Below are 20372 nucleotides of genomic sequence, written 5' to 3'. Positions count from 1 at the left end.
AGTCCTCACTCACCCGGTCGGCCCGACGCGCACTCGTCTTACCCACCCCGCAAGCCCGGCGGCGTGCCATCCCCGTTTATGGCTTCAGCACGATCCGGATCGGGTTGCCCTCTTTGGCCTCCAGGGCGTGCACGGCCTTGTGCGCATCGGCCAGCGGCACCACCGCGCTCACCGAGCGGGCGAAGTCGATGCGGTGTAGCCGTTGCAGTTTCACCAGTTCGGTGACGTGCTCGGGCTCCGATCCGTAATGCCCGCGCAGCTGCTGCTGGAAGAAGCTGAACGCGGTGCCGCCGGTAATGGTGATCGGCTTGTTGGTCAGGCCGACCAGGGTCAGTCGCCCGCGCGCGCCGAGGCAGACGATGGCCTGCTCGCGCACGGCGGCCACCCCGGCGAAGTCGAAGGCCGCGGCCAGTCCCGCACCGCCGGTCGCGGCGAAGATCTTGCCGCGCAGACCGGCGTCGGCCGAATCGAAGGCCAGGTCGGCGCCGAATTCGAGCGCGCGGTCGCGGGCGCCGGGCAGCGGGTCGACCGCGATGATCGGCGCCGCACCCATCATCCGCAGCAGTTGGACGCCGTGTGCGCCGAGCCCGCCCACGCCCCACACGCCGACCGCCTCGCCGGGGCGGACCTGCGCGGTGGCGGTGATCGCCGCCCACGGCGTGGACACCGCGTCCGGAATGAAACAGGCCTGCTCGAACGGGAGATCGTCGGGGATCGGCACCAGCGTGTCCACGCGAGCCAGGGCGTATTCGGCCCAGCCGCCGTCGTAGTCGACCCCGCGGGTGAACACCTGCTCCTCGCGCCGCTCGCCGGCCTGTAGCAGCACCCGGTCGCCGACCTTCGCCGCGGTGACGCCCGGTCCCAGCGCGTGCACCGTGCCCGCGACCTCGTGCCCGAGGGTCACCACGTCGCCCCCCAGGAACAGCGGGGTCAGCGTGCCGTCGATCAGATGCACATCGGACAGGCACACGCCCGCGGCCTCGACCTTGATCAGCACATGATCCGGGCCGGGTTCCGGGGTCGGGATCTCGTCGAGTTCCAGGCGGCGTTCGGCGCCGAGATGCAGGCGTGCGGCAAGCATGGTCGGGTGCTCCTCACGAGTGGGCGGTCGGTGAGCTCAGCGGGCGCCGGGCTCGGTGATCATCGAACCGGTCGGCCTGTTGAGTATTGCACCGCCGGTCGCGGTGAGGTGGGCGTCCACGGCCTGCGCCCAGTCGAGCAGTTCGTGCCGCCGCAGTCGCGCGATCCGATGGGGCACGCGCTGCGCCTTGCGGGCCCGGTGCCGCGCGCGGCGGGAGACCAAGGTGTTCAATTCGTCCGGCGGGGCCATCCGCTGCGCTGCCACGAAGTCGACCAGTGCGCGGAACCAGCGCTGCTCGGTGCGCACCACCCACAGGTAGACCACGACGAAGATGACGACGAAGAGCACGCCCTTCAGGAGGGTACCGCCCAGGCCCGAATCGTCGGAGGTCGGCGAGTCCCAGCCGAAATGCATTGCGGCGCCGAGCAAATAGAAGATCGCGAAGACCACCGCACGCCGCGCCCGGGACCATCCCGGCGCGCCCAGCGCCGTGACGATGCCGATCCCGGCGATGCCGGTGAGCATCCAGTGTGAGACGAATCCGGTGAACAGCCGCAGCACCCCGACGATCAGCGCGCTGCCGATATCCCCCTGCGCGGACAGCAATCCCGCATTGGCCTCGTAGGTGATGTCCTCGATGACCTGGAATCCGAGCCCGGTGAATCCGCCCAGCAATAGTCCGTGCATCGGCCGGGTCAGCAGCGGACGGCTCAGCCACGCCACCGTGAACACGCCCAGGCCCTTGATGCTCTCCTCGACGATGGTGGCCGCGATCGGGGCCTGCCAGTTCTCCGCGAACGCGTCGCCGAACACGTTCTGGACGATGCGAGTGATGTTGTCGTTGGCGAACATTGCGATGCCCGTGCCGCCCGCCGCACCCCACACGAAGCCCATCGCCAGCACGTTCACGATCCGCACGTGCGCGCGGAACAGATCGAGCCACAGGATCAGCGTCGCGATCACCAGCAGCGTCACCACCGCGAACGGCAACCCCACCAGTATCCCGGACCAGGTGAGCACCGCGGCCGGCAGCAGCTGGAACACCAGCGCGGCCAGGCCGCCGAGGCAGACCAGCCAGTAGATCCACCACAGGGCCGAGCGGGGCAGGAACCACGGGTTCGGTCCGGCGGGGCCCGCGTACTGATATTGCGGCCTGGCGACCGGCATCGGGTTCGGCATCGCGACCCGTGGCGGCCATCCGCCTCCCGGGACGTGGGGGCCGTTCACGACTTCGCCCGCAGCGAGTAGATCACCGGCAGCAGATCCGACATCGACGACTGCCCGCTGAGCAGCACCGACACCGCCAGATTGTGATTGCCCAGCACCGCGCAGACGCCGGGGTGGGTCGTCCCGTGGCAGGTCGGCCCGGAGAACCCGTGCGTATTGCCGATCTGCTCGTTGTCGGTGACCACGTCGAAGGCCTGCACCCCCAGCACCTTCTGCCGCCACCGCGCCGCGGCGTCGAAATCGGTCACCCCGTTGACGACATTCACCAGCAGCACCCGCCGGTTCGGCCCGTCCAGCACCGCGGTCGTGTCGTCCCCCGTCGGCCGCCGCGTCCACCCGTCGATCCCGGTGAATTCGATGGTGTCCGGTGCCTCGCCCGGCGCGCTGAGCACGATCTTCTCCCCCGCCCCCACCGCAGTCCCCCGCGTCGGTACCACCGCCGCCAGCACCGCGGGCACCGCGATCAACGCGCCCACGATCGCCAGCACGAACCCGGCCTGCCGCCAGTCATGCCCCGTGCTCACCCATGCTCCTCTCGGCGCGGGCCACCGCGTTCCGGCACACCGACCCCATGCCGTCAACGATAGAAGTAGTCGGACAGTGCCGAAGTCAGCAACACGTTTTCCGCGGGGAGCGGGGGCGCCGAGGACCCTGTGCGTGCGGTGTCGATGGGTACGCTGTGGACGGGAGGAAGTCGGCCGGAAAGGAAGGACGCCGTGAGCGTTGCCCACGGCCATGTCTTCGGGCCGTACACGATCTACGATCTGGACGCAATGCCCGACGAGGGCAAGGGATACGAGCTCGCCGATGGGTGGTTGATTCCACTCTCACCGAGCCCTCTGCACGACAGGGTCGCCGATGCCCTGAGGGATTACTTCCGAGCGGCTGCACGTAGTGCTGGTGCCAAGGTCTACGTCCAAGCACCTATGGATATCTCCACCTCGGCAGGAGTCCGCAAACCCGATGTCGCGGTGATAGATGGTGAGGCCGCGCGTGTCGCCATGGAGACCGGGATGCGTACCTATTACGGACGCGATGTTCTCTTGGCGGTCGAGGTTGTCTCGCGGCGCAGTGGTAGCGAGCAGACCGATCGAGTCGACAAGCTGTACGAATACGCAGAGACCAGGATTCCGCAGTATTGGATTATCGATCTGGATCCGCGTCCCCAAATCGCAGTCCATTCGCTGGTGGACGGGGCATACGGTCGGCCGGTGACGTTCCATGCCGGTGAAAAGCTCCACATCGACGCACCGTTTCCGGTTGCGCTTGATCCAGGTGAATTGCTCAATCTCGATAATCTTTGGTAATTCCGGCAACCAGCAATACTCCGCTTCCGCCGGAAGCCGGAGACTCAGTGTCCGGCCGCGGTGAGCTGATAGTCCGCCTCGAGCAGCATCCATGCGCTCAGCTGGATCGACAGGTCGCGGGTGAGGTTCGGCGCGGATCCCGTGGGCGGGTCCGTGAGGTCGGGGAAGGTCATCAGGCTACCGGGTGCGGCTACCGGGCGGGTCCAGTCCGCGCCGAAGAGCGGCAGCCCGTCCACCTCGGCGCGGTTGGCCCAGGCCGCCTGGGCGGAGGCGTGCACGATCCTCGCGGCGGTGGTGTCGCCCAGGGCCAGGGCTGTCTGGGTGAGGTATCTGGCGAGGATGCCCATGAACAGGCCGGAGTCGTTCCCGGCGGCCGCGGCGATGACGCCGGCGGTGGTGAGCCGGTCCGCGGTCCCGGCGACGAGCGCCGCGGCGCGGTCGCGATGACCCGAATCGCCTGTGCGGACGGCTAATTCGGTTTCCAGCCCGATGGCCACACCCTGGCAGTAGGTGAGCAGGACCCGGTTCACCCGCCCGCTCGGTTCGTGCACACCGTCGAAGACGAGGCCGCTGTCGGCGTCGCGCAGCCGGGTGTTCAGGAAGTCGGCGAGCTGTGCGGCGCGCGGCACATTGCCCAGGCGCGCCATGGCGATGCCGGTCGGGCCGATCGCGGAGGTGCTGTAGTAGTCGTTGCCGATCTTCCAGGGCACCGCGCCGACGGCCGGATTCCAGCCGTCGACCAGGGCGTTTCGCAGCCTCGGAACGGCGTCGCCGAACCGGACGCCCAGCAGCCGGTCGGCGCGTTCGAGCGCCAGGACCAGCCACGACATGTCGTCGCAGTACCCGTTGGTCCAGCCGGTGAGATTGCGGGTGTGGATGCCCCGCGCGAGGTCGCCGATCCGGTCGATGCGTTCGGGGGTGCGGGCGCGGTATGCGGCGTCGATCGCGCAGTCGAGCAGGTGGGCCTGCCACCAGTAGCACCATCGCGCCAGCAGCAGTTGATCCAGCAGCGACGATGGCCAGTGCAGCGTGCCCAGCCGCATCCCCGGCTGCCCCCAGAGCATGTGCACGTGACGTTCGATGATCGCCCGCTCCGCCAGGTGCGCCCGCTCCCCGGGACCTTCGGGCCCTGGAGGCGCCTTCCGCGCGATAGTCACCGCCTGCATCGGCTGTGTCATCGCGGTGAGTGCGACGGAGCCCGCGAGGGCGAATAGCACCTTGCGCCGGCCGATCCCCTTACTCGGGTGATCCATCCGCTCGGGCTCCCCTGTGCTGAACAACGATCGCCGGGGCCGGAAACCGTGCAGCTACATTTTATCCGGCACCGAGGACCTCGGCACGGCGTCGAATGGGCGCTCAGGCGCAGGTGTCAACCGTCCGAACGCCGATCCGCAGGGCGGTGGGATCGACTCCGGACGCCGTGCAACTCGTCGTCGTGGAAACGGCTATGACAACCGATCATGCTGTCGCCCAGTGGATTTCACTGGCTACATTGTCGGTGCCGCCGGTCGGATACTCGCCGCCCGGACGATGGCCCCGTACGGCGATTCGGCCGAACGCGCCACGCTCCCTATGCGCCTACGTTGCTGATGGTGCACGGACTGTTCATCACACCGGCCCGATATATATGGGCAGATGCCGCCCCGTTGCGCGCCGATCGGGCCCTAATGCACCTGGGAAGTTCGAATCCGAGTGCGCCCCGGTAGCACGGATCAGGATGTGCCGCCGCAGTTCGAATCAGGATGCGCCCAGGGCGGCTCGGCCCCGTATGCGCGCCGGGACCTGGAGTTCAGGATGCGCCGTCGATCCGGGCCCGCAGCCCTTCGGCGAAGGCCCGCGCCGCGTCCAGATCGGCCGCGTTCGGCCGCCCCTTCCGGACACCGCCGACGATCAGCAGCGGGAGGAAGGTGTCGAACCCGAAACACGAGAACGTATCGACCACCTCGAAGCCCTTCTGCTCGAGCAGCCCGACGAAATCGCGCCGATAGCGCCGCAGGGGCGTCTCCGGAAGACCGCTGGTGTTGAAGACGAAGGCCCGGCGCCGCTGCTCCCCGGGCAGCGATCGGGCGAACTGCAGCAGTTCCGGATAGAAGGCCATATTGCGCACCCCCGAACCGAATCCCACGACATCACACGAGGAAAGCTCGGTCGCATCGATCTCCGCGGGATCGACGACGCGTGCCCCCAGCACCTCACCGATGACGTCGGCGACCTTCCTGGTATTGCCGTGCGACACCGACCTGCACACGATGACGGCCTTCACCTCGAATCCCTTCCACCCTCGAAACCCGCTCGCGCCCACCGGGATACGCGCGGCGGCTTCGGTTGTTCTCCCCACGTCGTGAAACTCTCCGCACCTTAACACGGTTCGCGGCCAGGGTGATCCGGCGCGACGCCTTGCCTACGCGTAGGACGGCCAGTTCGTCAGGGTGAGATGCAGCGCGTCGACAATGTGCGGCCACGACGCTTCGGCCGGACGGGAGTGCGCGAAACCGCCGGACGCCTCGAGTGTGGCGAATCCGTGAAATGTGCTGCGCAACAGGCGCGCCGCGTCCAAACCCTCGGCCTCGCCCAGGTCGTAACCGCGCAGCAGGGCGGTGGTGAGTTCGATGCTGCGCAGCAGCGCGGGTTCCTCGGCCACCTCGGCCGGGTCCATCGGGATCTGCGTCGCCGCATACCGCTGCGGATGATCCAGCACGTAGGACCGGTACGCGTCGGCGAAGGCGACCAGCGCGTCCCGGCCGGACCGCCCCTCGAGGGCCGATCCGATTCGCTCGTTCAGCTCGGCGCTGGCCAGCAGGGCCACCCGCACGCGCAGATCGTGCACATTGCGCACGTGGACGTACAGGCTCGGGTCCTTCACCCCGAACCTCCGGGCGACCGCCGAGAGCGTGAGCTTGTCGAACCCGATCTCGTCGGCGAGCTCGGCCGCGACCCGGACCACCCGGTCCGTCGTCAGACCCGATCGTGGCGACATGAGTCAGCACCTCCTAATCGCATGAGGGTAGAGGTCCGGGCGTGCGAGGGGGCCGGTCGGCTCGATCTGTAATCTCCGGATGTTCAGATCGGAACAATCCACGGACGATCGCTGTTGAGTAGATGACGCTCAACTTTGGATCGCTGACCTGTTCGCGGTCGGTGAACACGGGTTCGGAACAGAACCGAAGGGTCCGGGGTTGAGCAGGTATCGCTCAACTTTGGAAAGGGTCGAACGTGACTACACCACAGAACCTGCCGGTGCTGTTCCTCACCGATCCGATCGTGCTGCCGGGCATGGTTGTGCCCATCGAGCTCGACGAGTCGGCGCAGGCCGCCATCGACGCCGCGCGGGCCGCGGGGCTGGACGCCGTGCTGCTCGCCCCCCGTCTGGCCGAGGGTTACGCCGCCTTCGGCGTGGTCGCCACCATCGAACAGGTCGGCCGGATGCGCGGCGGGGCGCCCGCCGCGGTCCTGAAGGCCGAGCACCGGGCCAAGATCGGCCACGGCGTGACCGGGCCGGGCGCGGCCCTGTGGGTCGAGGCCGAGCCGGTCGAGACCCCCGCGACCGACGGCCGCACCAAGGAGCTCGCGGCCGAATACAAGAAGCTGGTCGTCTCCGTCCTGCAGCGCCGCGAGGCCTGGCAGGTCATCGACGCGGTCAACAAGCTGACCGACCCCTCGGCCCTGGCCGACACCGCCGGTTACGCGCCGTACCTGACCGACGAGCAGAAGCGCGAAATCCTCGAAACCCCCGACGTGACGGCGCGCCTGACCGCGCTGATCGGCTGGACGAAGGATCACATCGCCGAGGCCGAGGTCGCCGAGAAGATCAGCGAGGACGTGCGCGAGGGGATGGAGAAGTCCCAGCGCGAATTCCTGCTCCGCCAGCAGCTCAACGCGATTCGCAAGGAGCTCGGCGAGGGCGAGCCCGACGGCGCCGACGACTACCGCACCCGCGTGGAGAACGCGGACCTGCCCGAGTCGGTCCGTGAGGCCGCGCTGCGCGAGGTCGATCGGCTCGAGCGCGGTAGCGATCAGAGCCCCGAGGCGGGCTGGATCCGCACCTGGCTCGACACCGTGCTGGAACTGCCCTGGACGGTGAAGACCACCGATTCGACCGATGTCTCGGCCGCGCGGGCGGTGCTGGACGCCGATCACCACGGCCTGGACGAGGTCAAGGACCGCATGGTCGAGTACCTGGCGGTGCGCTCGCGGCGGGCCGCGCGCGGCCTCGAGGTCGTCGGCGGCCGCGGCTCCGGCGCGGTGCTGGTGCTGGTTGGTCCGCCCGGTGTCGGCAAGACCTCGCTCGGTGAGAGCGTGGCCCGGGCGCTGGGTCGCAAGTTCGTGCGCGTCGCCCTGGGCGGCGTGCGGGACGAGGCGGAGATCCGCGGGCACCGGCGCACCTATGTCGGCGCGCTGCCCGGGCGCATCGTGCGCGCGATCAAGGAGGCGGGATCGATGAATCCCGTTGTGCTGCTGGACGAGATCGACAAGGTCGGCTCGGACTTCCGGGGCGATCCGGCCGCCGCGCTGCTCGAGGTGCTGGATCCGGCGCAGAACCACACGTTCCGCGACCACTACCTGGATCTGGATCTGGACCTGTCCGACACGCTGTTCATCGCGACCGCGAACGTCATGGACACCATCCCCGGCCCGCTGCTGGACCGCATGGAGCTGATCACGGTCGACGGCTACACCGAGGACGACAAGGTGGCCATCGCCCGCGACTTCCTGGTGCCGCGCCAGCTCGAGCGCAATGCGCTGACCGCACAGGAGGTCTCGATCACCGAGGAGGCGCTGCGCGAGATCGCCGCGAACTACACCCGCGAGGCGGGCGTGCGGCAGATGGAGCGCCTGATCGCCAAGGCGCTGCGCAAGGCGGCGACCAAGCTGTCCGAGCAGGACCCGGGGACTCGGACCGCTGCGAATGCCGGTGCCGGAGTTGTCGATTCCGGTGTCTCGCCCGAGGGTGAGATCGGGATCGACGGGCAGGCACTGGGCTACGACCCGGAGCTGGGTTACGAAGCCCTGCTGAATTCCGAATCCGGCACGGTACCGGTGGTTTCCGATCAGCTGGTGATCGGACTGGCCGACCTGAAGGACTACCTGGGCCGCCCCCGCTTCACCCCGGATTCGGTGGAGCGCACCGCGGTTCCCGGCGTGGCGACGGGCCTGGCGGTCACCGGTGCGGGCGGCGACGTCCTCTACATCGAGGCCAACGCCGCCGAGGGCGAGCGCTCGCTGACCCTGACCGGGCAGCTGGGCGATGTGATGAAGGAGTCCGCGCAGATCGCGCTGACCTACGTCCGCTCGCACCTCGAGGAGATCGGGATCGAGCCCTCGGTGCTGGATCGCAATATCCACATCCACTTCCCGGCGGGCGCGGTGCCCAAGGACGGTCCGTCCGCGGGCGTCACCATGGTCACCGCCCTGGTGTCGCTGGCGCTCGGGCGGCAGGTCCGCTCGGATGTCGGCATGACCGGTGAGGTCACGCTGAACGGTCGGGTGCTGCCGATCGGCGGGGTGAAGCAGAAGCTGCTCGCCGCCCAGCGCGCGGGACTGAAGACGGTGTTCATCCCGGCCCGCAACGAGCCGGACCTGGACGACGTCCCCGCGGAAGTGCTTGCCGCACTGGATGTCCGCCCCGTCGCCGACGTGGCCGAGATCCTGGGCTACGCCATCGAGCCGGTCGCCGAGCCGGCGTACGGGGCCCTCGCGGCCTCGGCCTGATCGGTACGTCAGGGGCCGTGCGCACTCCTTCGGGAGGCGCACGGCTCGCCCGGTGAATTACCCATGTGCAAACGAGATCAGTCGTTGCGGTCCGTATACCAGGTCGCAGCATGCACACCCGCACTGCGGAGATGTACCGGCAGATTGGCGCCGAGGAGTGAATCCGGCGGGTCGCCGCAACCGCCCTGGTGATGGTCATTACCCGTGCACCGGCTCGAAACCCGGCAGGGCGCAGGCGATTGCGGCGGTCCGGCCGCTCGGTACGGCTAGCGGTCCGACTGGGGAAGTGTGCGTTCCACCGACGTCGCCGTGCCCTGCGCGACCGCGCACAACACCGACTCTCCGTTCTCCTGTTCGGCGCGAATCTCGCAGGAGCACACGGCTTGTCGACGGGTTGAACCGGTGACGTGGGCGTGTGCGCGCAGCCGGACCCCGCTGGCGGGACGCAGGTAGGTGATGGTGAAACCGCCGGTCAGCACGTTTGGGCCGAGGACTGTGCCAGCCGCATACGTGATGACGTTGTCGGCCGCGTAGGCCAGCACACCGCCGTGCACGAACCCGAACTGCTGACCGAGTTCGGGGCGGATCGGGATCTCCAGGGTGGCCTCGCCGCCGCCGAACGCGGTGATCTCCGCGCCGACCAGCACGCTGAAGGGTTGTGCCGCAAGAACTGTGCGGGCGGTGTCGAGATCGAGGGTCGTGGTCATCGGTCATCTCTCCGGTTCGGGGTGGACAACGCGCAACGCCCGCCAGGCCGCCTCGGCCAGTTCGGGAGCCACATCGAGTGGGGCGGTAGTGATTTCGCCACCGAGCCACAGCCGCGAAAACTCCTGGGCCGGGCCCAGCCACAGCGCGTAGACCAGGTCGAAATCGAGGTCGCGGACCGCGCCGTAGGCGGCGTGCGTGCGCCACCAGCGCAGCGCGGCGCGCAGGAATTCGCGGTTGCTCTCGCTCTCGCGCACCCCGGGCGGCCGGGCGGACAGGAGAATTCTCGCCCGATGCGGTGTCTGGGTGACCCAGCGCAGGTGTTCGGTGACCCCGGCGACGATCCCCGAGCGGGCGTCGGTGCGCTCGCCGACCGCGGCCCAGAAATGCCGCTGATAGTCCGCCAGGGCATGGGCCCAGACCTCCCGGTACAGCTCGGCCTTGTCGGGGAAGTGGTGGTACAGCGCGCCCACGCTCGCCCCGGCCGCCTCGCGAATCTCGGCCAGCGTGGTCTCGAGCGCACCCTTCTCGCCGAACTGCCGCTCGGCCGCCTCCAGCAACCGATCTCGAATCTGCACAGACAGAATATAGTTCTGTCGCCCGATGCGGCGCAATGGCCGGAATTGTCGGTGGCCTGCGGTAAGACTGGAGCCGTGCCCCGGTGGCTGCTTCACGTCGATCTCGATCAGTTCCAGGCGGCGGTCGAATACCGCCGCCACCCGGAGCTGCGCGGCAGCCCGATCATCGTGGGCGGCCACGGTGATCCGGCCGAGCCCCGCAAGGTCGTCACCTGCGCGTCGTATCCGGCCCGCGGCTACGGGGTGCGAGCCGGGATGCCGCTGCGCACCGCGGCGCGCAAATGCCCCGGAGCGGTGTTCCTGCCGCTGGACATCCCCACCTACGAGGAGGCCTCCGAGCAGGTCATGGACCTGCTGCGCACCTTCCCGGTCCGGGTCGAGGTGCTGGGCTGGGACGAGGCCTTCCTCGCCGCCGACACCGACGATCCGGAACGGCTGGCGCGCGAGATCCGAAGCGCCATCACCGGATTGGATCTCACCTGCGCGGTGGGCATCGGGGACAACAAGCTTCGCGCCAAGCTCGCCACCGGATTCGCCAAGTCCGTCGGCAAGGGCGATACGCCCGTCCGCATCGACGACAAGATCGGTACCGACGTCCCGAACGGCAGCGACGACTCGGGCACCCAGAACGGCGTGGATGCGTCCGGAGGCTCGGATGGATCGGATGGCACTGACGGGCCGGATGGCACCGACGGCACGGATAGCGCCGACGGTACTGATGGCACCGACGGCACGGATAGCGCTGATGGCACTGACGGCACGGATGGCTTGGATGGCACCGAGGGCGCGGATGTTGCCGGCGGCGCCGATGGTGCCGGCGATTCGAATGGCACTGCCGCAAGCAGGATCGGCGGCGGCGATTCGGGCACCCGGGATCGCGCCCGGCATCCGGACGCTGGGACGCCGGAGTCAGTCGGTGCCGATGGTGCGACCGGGACCGGCATCTTCCGGCTCACCGCCGCCAACTGGACCGAACTCATGGCGCATCGCCCGACGAGTGCGCTATGGGGTGTCGGCGCCCGCATCGCGAAACGCATGGAGGCCCTGGGGATCACGACGATCGCCGAGCTCGCCGCGGCCGACCGCGCGCTGCTGGCCGCGGAGTTCGGTCCCAACACCGGGCCGTATCTGTGGGTCCTCGGGCACGGCATGGGGGATACCGAGGTGGTCACCGAGCCACGAATTCCAGTGGGCCACAGCAAATCCGAGACATTCCCGAAGGATCTCACCGAACGCGCCGATATCGACGCCGCGGTGGTGCGGCTGGCGACCGCGGTCGCCGAGGAGGTCGCCGCCACCGGCCGCATCACCCAGCGCGTCGGAGTCACGGTGCGCACCAGCACCTTCTACACCCGTACCAAGCAGCGCAAACTTCCCGCGCCGACGACCGATGTCGCCGAGATCGCGCACACCGCCCTGGAGGTGCTGGCGCGCTTCGATCTTGATCGACCCATTCGGCTGCTCGGGGTGCGCGTGGAGCTTGTTCCGGAGTAGGTTGCGGCACTTGCCATCCCGGACATCGGCGGCCCGTCACATCGGTCCCATAGCACCGTCCTCGATTCGACGGCATCCGGTATCGCGCCCGTGCGTCCGTGTCGGGTGACTTCGGCAGGATCCGGGCGGAGGTCGGGTGCTTCCGGACATTTGTCATGCTGAGTGGGCCGACGCAACGATGGAGGAGTCGTCCATGAGCCAGTTCCAGACGATCGAGTTCGAGCAGAGTGGGGCGATCGCCCGGATCACGCTGAACCGGCCGGCCGCCGCCAACGGTATCGATCACGTGCTCGGACGGGAGCTGGCGCAGGTCGCCGCCCGCTGCGCCGACGATCCGGCGCTGAAGGTGGTCACGCTGACCGGGTCCGGCCGGTTCTTCTCCGCGGGCGGCGATCTGAAGGCGATGGCGGCGCAGGGCGGCGGTGCCGGCGCCTATGTGAAGGGGCTGGCCCACGATCTGCACAAGGCGATCTCGTCGTTCGCCCGGATGGACGCGCTACTGATCGTCGCGGTGAACGGCACGGCCGCGGGTGCGGGCTTCAGTCTCGCGGTGACCGGCGACCTGGTGCTCGCCGCCGAATCGGCCTCGTTCACGATGGCGTACACCCGGGCCGGGCTCAGCCCCGACGGCGGCGCCTCCTACTACCTGCCCCGCCTGATCGGCCTGCGCCGCACCCAGGAGCTGATGCTCAACAACCGCACCCTCACCGCGGCCGAGGCCCTGGACTGGGGCCTGCTGCACCGCGTCGTGCCCGACGCCGAGCTGCGCGCGGCGGCCGACGAGCTGGCCGCCCGGTTCGCCGCCGGTCCGCGCCATGCCAACGCCAACGTCAAGAAGCTCCTGCTGGTCAGCTCGGACCACACCCTCGAGGAGCAGCTCGCTCGCGAGGCCGCGTTCATCTCCGCCGCCGCCGACGACGCGGACGGCCAGGAGGGGATCGCCGCCTTCCTGGGCAAACGATCCCCCGAGTTCACCTAGGCGACAGGCCGGGGTGCGTCCGCACTCGAAACCGACACCCCCACCGGTCATGCGGACATATCGTCGAACCCGTGCAGATCACCAGCATTGAGCCGCAGTACAACTCCTATGGTCAGGGAGCATTGCTGACGGGTGCCGATCGGCTTTTGTTCATCAGCGGTCAGGTCCCGGAATCGCCGGACGGCGAGGTACCGCAGGACTTCGAGGAACAGGCTCGGCTGGCGTGGCGCAATGTCGCGAACGTGCTGGCGCAAGCCGAGATGACCCTCCGCAACCTCGTGAAGGTCACCGTATTTCTTGCCGATCGGGCCGATCGCGAGGCCAATGCCCGCATTCGTGACGAGGTGCTGGGCGGTCACTGCCCGGCGCTGACGGTGATCATCACGGGCATTTACGACGAGTCGTGGCTGTTGGAGATCGAGGCGATCGCGGCGGCCGGACCGGCATGATCCTCGGCGATCTGTCGATCGCGAGGCCAACGCGCGCATTCGTGACGAGGTGCTGCCCGGTGCTGACCGTCGTCACCCGATTCGTGGCCAGGCGTGGCGGGCGGAGATCGAGGTGATCGCGGCGGCCCGGCCGGCGCTGCTCCGCGGCGTGGATGGGCGGGTTCGATGGTGCAACGGGCATGGATGCCGGCGATCCAGGTAGTGGCCGCGACCGGACCGGCATGACCGCGCCCGAGGCCGTAGGGTCGGGTGCCATGCATTACGCGTTGGCCGCACCGCCGGAGCCGTCGTCCGGTCCGGTCACGTCGCGCGGTGCGCTGCGTCGCTATGCGAATCCGCTGGTCGTGGCTTTCGCGCTGATCGTGGTGCAGCTGGTGGTCCGCGGCTGGGTGGCCGGGCGCGGCTACTTCTATTGGGACGACCTGATTCTCGCCGGTCGTGCGGGCAGATATCCGCTGTTCTCCACCGACGTGCTGCTGTACAACCACGACGGCCATTTCATGCCCGCCGCCTTCGCCGCCGCATGGATCATCACCCGCCTGGCTCCGTACGTCTGGGCGGGGCCGGTGATCTCGATGCTGGTGCTGCAGCTCGGCGCCTCGGTCGCGGTGCTGCGGGTATTGGTCGTGCTGGGGGCGCCCGGATATGGATCGCGCACCGCGGTGTACTCGACAGCGCCCGACTCGGCCGGAGATGCTGAGGTCCGCCGGTCCGCCGCTGATCGGCAATCATCCTGCGTGGGTGGGACTTCCGCGGTGATTCCGATCGTCGAGCCCGCCCCCCTCGGTGTCCGGCATGACCACGACGCCGTGGGGGTCGTTGCGGGCCGTCGCGCCGAGGACGGCAAGGCGAGTTCGCGATCCCGGCGGGAACGCTGGGCGGCGCTCGGGGGTCGGACCCGCTGGGTGATCCTGTTGCCCTTGGTCTTCTATCTGTTCTGCCCGCTGACGTTGCCCGCCTTCGCGTGGTGGTCCGCGTCGCTGAACGCGCTGCCGCTGCAGTTCGCACTCGCGTGGGTGGCCGGGGATGCGGTGCTGCTGGTGCGCAGCGGGCGGCGGCGGTATGCGGTGTCGGGTTGCCTTGTGCTGCTGGTGGCGCTGCTGTTCTTCGAGAAGTCGGTGATCGTGCCGTTCGTCGCGATCGCGGTGGCGGCGCTGGCTCGATATGTCGATGGCGAGGATCGTGCGATCCGGGTCGTGATTCGGCGGGGCGCGGGACTGTGGATCGGTTCCGCGGCGATGCTGGGCGGCTGGATCGCCGTCTATTTCACTGCGGTGCACCATATCTCGGTGGTGCGCAGCACTCCCGCGGGCGTTCGCGCGCTGCTGCACCACGCCATCTCGCGGGGCATCGTGCCCGCGCTGCTGGGCGGGCCGTGGGGCTGGGAGCGGTGGATGCCGTCGACGCCGTGGGCGGTGCCGCCCGGATGGACCGTCGGGATGGCGTGGATAGTGCTGGGTCTCGTTGCGGTGCAATCGATTCGGATCCGGCTCCGAGTGCTGCCCGTCTTGCTGGCGGTGGTGGCGTACGTCGTGGCGGCGCAGCTGCCCATCGCGCTGATCCGCGGCGGGCCGAATACGACCGCCGAGCTGTCGCAATCCCTGCGGTATCTCGCGGATCTCACCGTGCCGCTGACCATCGCCGGAGCGCTGCTGCTGCGGGCGCGGCCGCGGCGTCCCGGGCCACGGGCACTACGCCCCGCGGTCGTCGGTGCGCTGGCGGTTGCCTTCATGGTGAGCAGCCTGTGGTCCACCTGGACCTACGGCCGCTCCTGGTCGGCCAGCCCGACCAGGACCTATCTGACCAACGTGAAATCCGCGCTCGCAGCCGGGGGCGCGCCCCTGCTCGAGCAGGAGTTGCCCTGGGATGTACTGAACCCATTGACATATCCGCTGAACCGGATCAGCGTGGCGCTCTCGCCCCTCGCCCCCGCGACAATGTTCGCCCATGCCACCCCGCACCTGCGGATGATCGCCGACGACGGCCGGATCGTCGACGCCGCGGTCTGGTGGAACCGGGGCATCCCGCCCGGACCGGCCCCCGGCTGCGGCTATCGCATCGCCACCGCCCAGCCGGTTCCGATCCCCCTCGACGGCCCGATGATCGACAACGCCTGGACCGCCCAGCTCAACTACCTCGCCGGCCGCGACGGCTACCTCACCGTCGCCCTCGAGCACGGCGAAACCGTGCTGGCCCCCGTCCGGAAGGGCCTGCACACGGTCTACGTCCGCATCATCGGCCACGGATCCCTGCTACGAATCGGCTCTCCCACACCGGGTTTGAACCTCTGCCTGGGCGTTGGCCCGATCGGTGTGGCGTCATACGGCCATTGACAATGCCGCGTGGAATGGCCCTCGTGCTCCCGCGGATGACGTGCTGATTCGTGTGTATGGAGGGCGCGACGCCGGGCGCGGGTCGCTCGCCCGGCGGGTACCTCGCGCATATGCTCGGACCCATGGCGTTCTGGGCGATGGTGGCACACGAGACGGACAACGGCGTGGCGCTGGTGCGCGAGGAGGTCGGCGACGACTTCCTCGGGCCGGGCACGGTGACGATCAAGGTGCACTATTCCAGTGCGAACTTCAAGGACGGGCTGGCGATTACGCCGCGCGGCGGGGTGGTGCGCAACTATCCGATCATCCCGGGCATCGATATCGCCGGTGAAGTGGTCGCGTCCGAGAGTGCGGATTTCGCCCCCGGCGACGCGGTGATCGCGCACGGCTACGAGATCGGCGTCTCGCATCACGGCGGATTCGCCGAACTGGCGCGGGTCCCGGCCGAGTGGGTGGTGAAGCTGGACGGTCTGAGCACCCGCGAGGCCGCCGCCCTGGGCACGGCCGGATTCACCGCCGCCATGAGCGTGCAGGCGCTGCTGGAGCGAGGTCTGACGCCGGGCTCGGGTCCGGTGCTGGTGACCGGTGCGACCGGCGGTGTCGGCAGCGTCGCGGTCGACATCCTCGCGGGCCTGGGCTTCGAGGTGGTCGCCTCGACCGGCAAGACCGACGCGGGCGAGCAGCTCGCGGCCCTCGGCGCGAAGTCGGTGATCGGCCGCCTGCCCGAGGATCCCGATGCCAAGCCGCGCCCCCTTGGCAAGGCGGTGTGGGCGAGCGCGGTCGACAGCGTCGGCGGCAAGTCCCTGGCCCATGTGCTCAGCACGATCGAATACGGCGGCGCGGCCGCGATCAGCGGGCTCACCGGCGGCTCCGAACTGCCCACCACCGTGCTGCCGTTCATCCTGCGCGGCGTCGCCCTGATCGGCATCGATTCGGTCAACTACCCCATCGCCCGGCGCCGCGCGCTGTGGACCCGCCTGGGCAACGACCTTAAACCGCAACACCTTTCGGAGCTCGAGAACTACGCGCCGATCACCGAGGCGGACACCGTGCTGCGCGCGATCCGCGAGGGCAAGCATTCCGGCCGCACGGTGCTGGGAGTTGCCGGGGAGTTCTGAGTCACTGTCCGGACCTCTCGCGTAAGTCCAGGTGGAAGGGGGATCCGTCGGTGGCGGGTCCCCACCCCCCGGGCCAGCGCCAGCCGGATCGTCGCGGCAACGTCCGCCGGGAGCACCGGTGGCGCCGGGGTATGGAACCAATTGCCGGGGCGGAAATGATTGGTCGTGACCACGAGGATGCTGCCTCCGGGTCCGTCGGTTATATCGCACACTCCGCGCTCGGCAGCGAGGAGGCACTCGGCAATTTATCAATTAGTTCAATGGGCGAACTCTCATTTACGCGAGTGTCCTGGCGAGGACTATCAAACCGCACCTTCCGATCTGGAAAGGGTGCGGATATGGCGACGGTTGAGTCTAATGTCATTGACTGGCAATCGCTTTCGTGAGCGTGTACGGTCGCGGCCATGCCAACACTCCTTCATGAAGGTTTGGTCGATATATTCAAGTCGCGACCCGAGCTGGCGACATGGTTTTTGGAGCAGACGTTCGGGGTGTCGTTACCCGAATACAAAAGAATCCATGCCGAGCCGTGCGATTTCACCGATACCGGTCCGAAGGAGTTCCGGGGCGATGTAGCGCTGGCATTGAACGATCGATCCGGAAAGGCCGTGGCCGGTATCTCGGTGGAGGTGCAGTTGGGGCGCGACAAGACCCGGCACTTTGCCTGGCCGGTGTATGTCGCAACCCTCCGGGCGCGCCTGCAGTGCCCGACGTATCTGCTGGTCATTGCGCCCCGGGCTCCCATCGCCAGGCTGTGCCGTCTTCCGATAGAGCTGGGTCATCCCGGACTGGTGCTACGCCCGCTCGTGCTGGGACCCGAATTGATCCCGGAGCTGACCGATCCCGCCGAGGCCATCGCCGAGCCCGAGCGGGCGGTGCTCTCGGGCATGGCCCACGGCGATGGTCCCAACGCGGATGCCGTGCTCAACGCCCTGTTGGCGGGCCTGAGCAAGACCGATACCGACCGCGGACTTCTGTACACTGACCTGGTAACTGCCGTGCTGTCCCGCGCCGGTCAGCGCCGTTTGGAGGAGCTCATGGCAACGACATACGAGTACCAAAGCAACCTTGCCCGCAAGTATGTCGAGGAGGGGCGCGAGAAGGGGCGCCAAGAGGGGCGCCAAGAGGGGCGCGCTCAGGGCGAAGCCCGGATGTTACTCAGGTTCTTGGGAAAGCGCGGGATTACTGTTACTGAAGACGTCGAGGCTCGGATCATGGCCTGTACCGACCGCGAACAGATCGAGCGCTGGGCAGACAAGGTCGACATCATCGACTCGGCGGACGAGCTCTTCGAGTGACCGTCAAGCGAACGGATCGCGGGGGCCTTCCTCCCGCGATCTGTTCGTTGCGAGACTCATTCATGCCCATGCCGCGACGTTTTCGGTCTCCCCGGCGAACTGGGTGCGGTACAGCTCCTCGTAGCGCCCGCCGGCGGCGAGAAGTTCGGTGTGGGTGCCGCGTTCGATGATCCGGCCGTCCTCCAGGACCAGGATCTGATCGGCATTGCGGATGGTGGACAGGCGGTGGGCGATCACCAGCGCGGTGCGGCCCTCGAGGGCGGCCGTCAGCGCCTCCTGGACCGCGGCCTCGGAGGTGGAATCCAGAGAGGCGGTGGCCTCGTCGAGGATCACGACACGCGGCTGCTTGAGCAGCAGGCGGGCGATGGTCAGGCGCTGGCGCTCGCCGCCCGAAAGGCGGTAGCCGCGCTCGCCGACCATGGTGTCCAGCCGGTCGGGCAGGGAGTCGATCAGATCTCGCAACCTGGCCTGGCCCAGGGCGTCCCACAGCTCCTCGTCGGTGGCCTCGGGGCGTGCCAGCAGCAGGTTGGCGCGGATGGTGTCGTGGAACAGGTGGCCGTCCTGGGTGACCAGGCCGACGGTGTCCTGGATCGAGCTCCCGGTGAGTTCGCGCACGTCGACGCCGTTGAGCCGTACCGCACCGGCATCCACGTCGTACAGGCGCGAAACCAGCTGCGCGATGGTCGATTTACCGGCTCCCGACGAGCCGACGAGCGCGATCACCTGGCCGGGCTGGGCGTGCAGCGAGATGCCGTGCAGCACCTCGGTGCCGCCGCGGGTGTCGAGGGTGGCGACATCCTCCAGCGAGGCCAGCGAGACCTTGTCCGCGGACGGATAGCCGAAGCGGACCTCGTCGAACTCCACCGAGACCGGGCCCGCCGGAACCGAACCCGCGTCGGGCGCGTCCTCGATCAGCGGCTTCAGGTCCAGCACCTCGAAGACCCGCTCGAAGCTCACCAGCGCCGACATCAGGTCGACCCGGGCGCTGGCCAGCGCGGTGAGGGGGGCATACAGCCTGGTCAGCAGCAGCGACAGCGCCACCACCGAACCCGCGTCGAGCCGCCCGTGCAGGGCGAACCAGCCGCCCAGGCCGTACACCAGTGCCACCGCCAGCGCCGAGACCAGCGTCAGCGCGGTCACGAAGACGGTCTGCAGCATCGCGGTGCGCACGCCGATATCGCGTACGCGCCCGGCCCGCAGCGCGAACTCCGCCGACTCCTGCCTCGGCCGCCCGAACAGCTTGACCAGGGTCGCGCCGGGTGCGGAGAAGCGCTCGGTCATCTGCGTGCTCATCGCGGCATTGAGCTGCGCGCCCTCGCGCTGGATGCCCGCGATCCGCGTGCCCATGCGCCGCGCCGGAATCATGAACAGCGGCAACAGGATCAGCGACAGCAGGGTGATCTGCCAGGACAGCCGGACCATCACCACGACCGTGAGCAGCAGCGTGACGATATTGGTGACCACGCCGGACAGCGTCGTGCTGAACGCGCGCTGCGCACCGATCACATCGTTGTTCAGCCGGCTCACCAGCGCCCCGGTGCGAGTGCGGGTGAAGAACGCGATCGGCATCCGCTGCACATGGTCGAAGACCGCCGTGCGCAGATCCAGGATCAGGCCCTCGCCGATGCGCGCGGACAGCCACCGGATCAGGATCCCCAGGCCGTTGTCCAGCACCGCGACCAGGCCGATGACGATCGCCAGCGTGACGACCGAGCGCGGCGCGGAATGCCCGACGATGTCGTTGACCACCCGCCCCGCCAGCACCGGATTGGCCACCTCGAGCAGCGCCGAGACCACGCTGAATATGAGGAATCCGATCAGGAGGGCCCGGTGCGGTCGCGCGAACCGCAGAATCCGCCATGCGGTGGCGCGCCGGAACGAGCGCCGCTCCTGCGGCGCGTTGGCCTGCCGATACAGCTGGCTCCACGCCACCGATTCGATAGTCATCCTCAGTCCCTTCACTCCCGGCCCATTGAACTCCGGTGCACCGACACTAAGACCTGAACAATGGTTGAGGACAAGTCTTTCCGTGGCGGATCTCGTTCGCGTCCGGCGAAATTGCCCTGGACGAGACCACATGAGGGTGCCGAGCCC

Annotated in this window: 17 protein-coding genes and 1 pseudogene; 9 read left to right on the top strand and 9 right to left on the bottom strand. The window is 68.6% G+C overall.

What is annotated here, in order from left to right; genetic code table 11:
* Positions 1 to 76: 76 nt before the first annotated feature.
* The 3 genes from KO481_RS00505 to KO481_RS00495 are packed head-to-tail and all read right to left on the bottom strand — an operon-like array spanning position 77 to position 2832.
* Positions 77 to 1081 (bottom strand): zinc-binding dehydrogenase, encoded by a 1005-nt coding sequence (locus KO481_RS00505; protein WP_215914944.1) that lies wholly within the window; start codon positions 1079 to 1081, stop codon positions 77 to 79.
* Positions 1082 to 1117: 36 nt separating this feature from the next.
* A complete protein-coding gene (locus tag KO481_RS00500; RefSeq protein ID WP_215914943.1) occupies positions 1118 to 2248 on the bottom strand; it encodes a PrsW family intramembrane metalloprotease in 1131 nt (376 codons plus the stop codon).
* Positions 2249 to 2304: 56 nt separating this feature from the next.
* On the bottom strand, positions 2305 to 2832 hold the full coding sequence (locus tag KO481_RS00495) for a hypothetical protein (RefSeq protein WP_215914942.1): 528 nt from the start codon (positions 2830 to 2832) through the stop codon (positions 2305 to 2307).
* 192 nt (positions 2833 to 3024) lie between these two features.
* Here KO481_RS00495 and KO481_RS00490 point away from each other — a divergent pair, with 192 nt between their 5' ends.
* Positions 3025 to 3615 carry a Uma2 family endonuclease gene (locus KO481_RS00490; protein WP_215914941.1) on the top strand — a complete coding sequence of 197 codons (591 nt, stop codon included), beginning with the start codon at positions 3025 to 3027 and terminating at the stop codon, positions 3613 to 3615.
* Between the two features lie 44 nt (positions 3616 to 3659).
* Here KO481_RS00490 and KO481_RS00485 read toward each other — a convergent pair whose 3' ends face one another.
* The 3 genes from KO481_RS00485 to KO481_RS00475 all read right to left on the bottom strand — a co-directional run bounded on the left by KO481_RS00485 (position 3660) and on the right by KO481_RS00475 (position 6592).
* Positions 3660 to 4868: a glycoside hydrolase family 76 protein gene (locus KO481_RS00485; RefSeq protein ID WP_215914940.1), complete on the bottom strand. Its 1209-nt coding sequence runs from the start codon at positions 4866 to 4868 to the stop codon at positions 3660 to 3662.
* Positions 4869 to 5404: 536 nt separating this feature from the next.
* A complete protein-coding gene (locus KO481_RS00480; RefSeq protein ID WP_215914939.1) occupies positions 5405 to 5878 on the bottom strand; it encodes a flavodoxin family protein in 474 nt (157 codons plus the stop codon).
* A 138-nt stretch (positions 5879 to 6016) separates the two neighbouring features.
* Positions 6017 to 6592: a TetR/AcrR family transcriptional regulator gene (locus tag KO481_RS00475; RefSeq protein ID WP_215914938.1), complete on the bottom strand. Its 576-nt coding sequence runs from the start codon at positions 6590 to 6592 to the stop codon at positions 6017 to 6019.
* Between the two features lie 296 nt (positions 6593 to 6888).
* On the opposite strand from KO481_RS00475, the gene lon reads away from it, so the two are divergent.
* On the top strand, positions 6889 to 9324 hold the full coding sequence (gene lon, locus KO481_RS00470; protein WP_245400307.1) for an endopeptidase La: 2436 nt from the start codon (positions 6889 to 6891) through the stop codon (positions 9322 to 9324).
* Between the two features lie 266 nt (positions 9325 to 9590).
* Here lon and KO481_RS00465 read toward each other — a convergent pair whose 3' ends face one another.
* Positions 9591 to 10031 (bottom strand): PaaI family thioesterase, encoded by a 441-nt coding sequence (locus KO481_RS00465; RefSeq protein ID WP_215914937.1) that lies wholly within the window; start codon positions 10029 to 10031, stop codon positions 9591 to 9593.
* 3 nt (positions 10032 to 10034) lie between these two features.
* A complete protein-coding gene (locus tag KO481_RS00460; protein WP_215914936.1) occupies positions 10035 to 10607 on the bottom strand; it encodes a TetR/AcrR family transcriptional regulator in 573 nt (190 codons plus the stop codon).
* Positions 10608 to 10682: 75 nt separating this feature from the next.
* Here KO481_RS00460 and KO481_RS00455 point away from each other — a divergent pair.
* From KO481_RS00455 to KO481_RS00425, 7 genes and pseudogenes are all read left to right on the top strand, one after another.
* Positions 10683 to 11156 (top strand): annotated as a pseudogene (locus tag KO481_RS00455) (Y-family DNA polymerase); the annotation flags it as partial.
* Between the two features lie 429 nt (positions 11157 to 11585).
* A complete protein-coding gene (locus tag KO481_RS42640; RefSeq protein ID WP_308166343.1) occupies positions 11586 to 12101 on the top strand; it encodes a DinB/UmuC family translesion DNA polymerase in 516 nt (171 codons plus the stop codon).
* A 193-nt stretch (positions 12102 to 12294) separates the two neighbouring features.
* Entirely contained in the window at positions 12295 to 13080 is a 786-nt protein-coding gene (locus KO481_RS00445; protein WP_215914935.1) for an enoyl-CoA hydratase/isomerase family protein, read from the top strand.
* Positions 13081 to 13151: 71 nt separating this feature from the next.
* Positions 13152 to 13529, top strand: a complete 378-nt coding sequence (locus KO481_RS00440) for a RidA family protein (protein ID WP_215914934.1) — start codon at positions 13152 to 13154, stop codon at positions 13527 to 13529.
* 179 nt (positions 13530 to 13708) lie between these two features.
* The gene (locus tag KO481_RS00435) at positions 13709 to 15862 is read left to right on the top strand and encodes a hypothetical protein (RefSeq protein ID WP_215914933.1); all 2154 of its coding nucleotides are present in this window, start codon (positions 13709 to 13711) and stop codon (positions 15860 to 15862) included.
* A gap of 122 nt (positions 15863 to 15984) precedes the next feature.
* Positions 15985 to 16980 (top strand): acrylyl-CoA reductase family protein, encoded by a 996-nt coding sequence (locus tag KO481_RS00430; protein WP_215914932.1) that lies wholly within the window; start codon positions 15985 to 15987, stop codon positions 16978 to 16980.
* Positions 16981 to 17384: 404 nt separating this feature from the next.
* Positions 17385 to 18278: an RpnC/YadD family protein gene (locus tag KO481_RS00425; RefSeq protein WP_215914931.1), complete on the top strand. Its 894-nt coding sequence runs from the start codon at positions 17385 to 17387 to the stop codon at positions 18276 to 18278.
* A 60-nt stretch (positions 18279 to 18338) separates the two neighbouring features.
* On the opposite strand, the gene KO481_RS00420 is transcribed toward KO481_RS00425, so the two are convergent.
* Entirely contained in the window at positions 18339 to 20225 is a 1887-nt protein-coding gene (locus KO481_RS00420; protein ID WP_215914930.1) for an ABC transporter ATP-binding protein, read from the bottom strand.
* Positions 20226 to 20372 lie beyond the last annotated feature (147 nt).

It is taken from the genome of Nocardia albiluteola (assembly GCF_018860155.1).
In the GTDB taxonomy this organism is placed as follows: Bacteria; Actinomycetota; Actinomycetes; order Mycobacteriales; family Mycobacteriaceae; genus Nocardia; species Nocardia albiluteola.
This window is presented reverse-complemented; position numbering and strand designations above follow the sequence as displayed.

Coding starts and splice junctions, on each gene's coding strand:
- KO481_RS00445 (WP_215914935.1), top strand. CDS start 12,295: ATGAGCCAGTTCCAGACGATCGAGTTCGAGCAGAGTGGGGCGATCGCC.
- KO481_RS00425 (WP_215914931.1), top strand. CDS start 17,385: ATGCCAACACTCCTTCATGAAGGTTTGGTCGATATATTCAAGTCGCGA.
- KO481_RS00500 (WP_215914943.1), bottom strand. CDS start 2,248: ATGCCGGTCGCCAGGCCGCAATATCAGTACGCGGGCCCCGCCGGACCG.
- KO481_RS00420 (WP_215914930.1), bottom strand. CDS start 20,225: ATGACTATCGAATCGGTGGCGTGGAGCCAGCTGTATCGGCAGGCCAAC.
- KO481_RS42640 (WP_308166343.1), top strand. CDS start 11,586: ATGGCGCATCGCCCGACGAGTGCGCTATGGGGTGTCGGCGCCCGCATC.
- KO481_RS00485 (WP_215914940.1), bottom strand. CDS start 4,868: ATGGATCACCCGAGTAAGGGGATCGGCCGGCGCAAGGTGCTATTCGCC.
- KO481_RS00435 (WP_215914933.1), top strand. CDS start 13,709: ATGGATGCCGGCGATCCAGGTAGTGGCCGCGACCGGACCGGCATGACC.
- KO481_RS00475 (WP_215914938.1), bottom strand. CDS start 6,592: ATGTCGCCACGATCGGGTCTGACGACGGACCGGGTGGTCCGGGTCGCG.
- KO481_RS00430 (WP_215914932.1), top strand. CDS start 15,985: ATGGCGTTCTGGGCGATGGTGGCACACGAGACGGACAACGGCGTGGCG.
- KO481_RS00465 (WP_215914937.1), bottom strand. CDS start 10,031: ATGACCACGACCCTCGATCTCGACACCGCCCGCACAGTTCTTGCGGCA.
- KO481_RS00505 (WP_215914944.1), bottom strand. CDS start 1,081: ATGCTTGCCGCACGCCTGCATCTCGGCGCCGAACGCCGCCTGGAACTC.
- lon (WP_245400307.1), top strand. CDS start 6,889: ATGGTTGTGCCCATCGAGCTCGACGAGTCGGCGCAGGCCGCCATCGAC.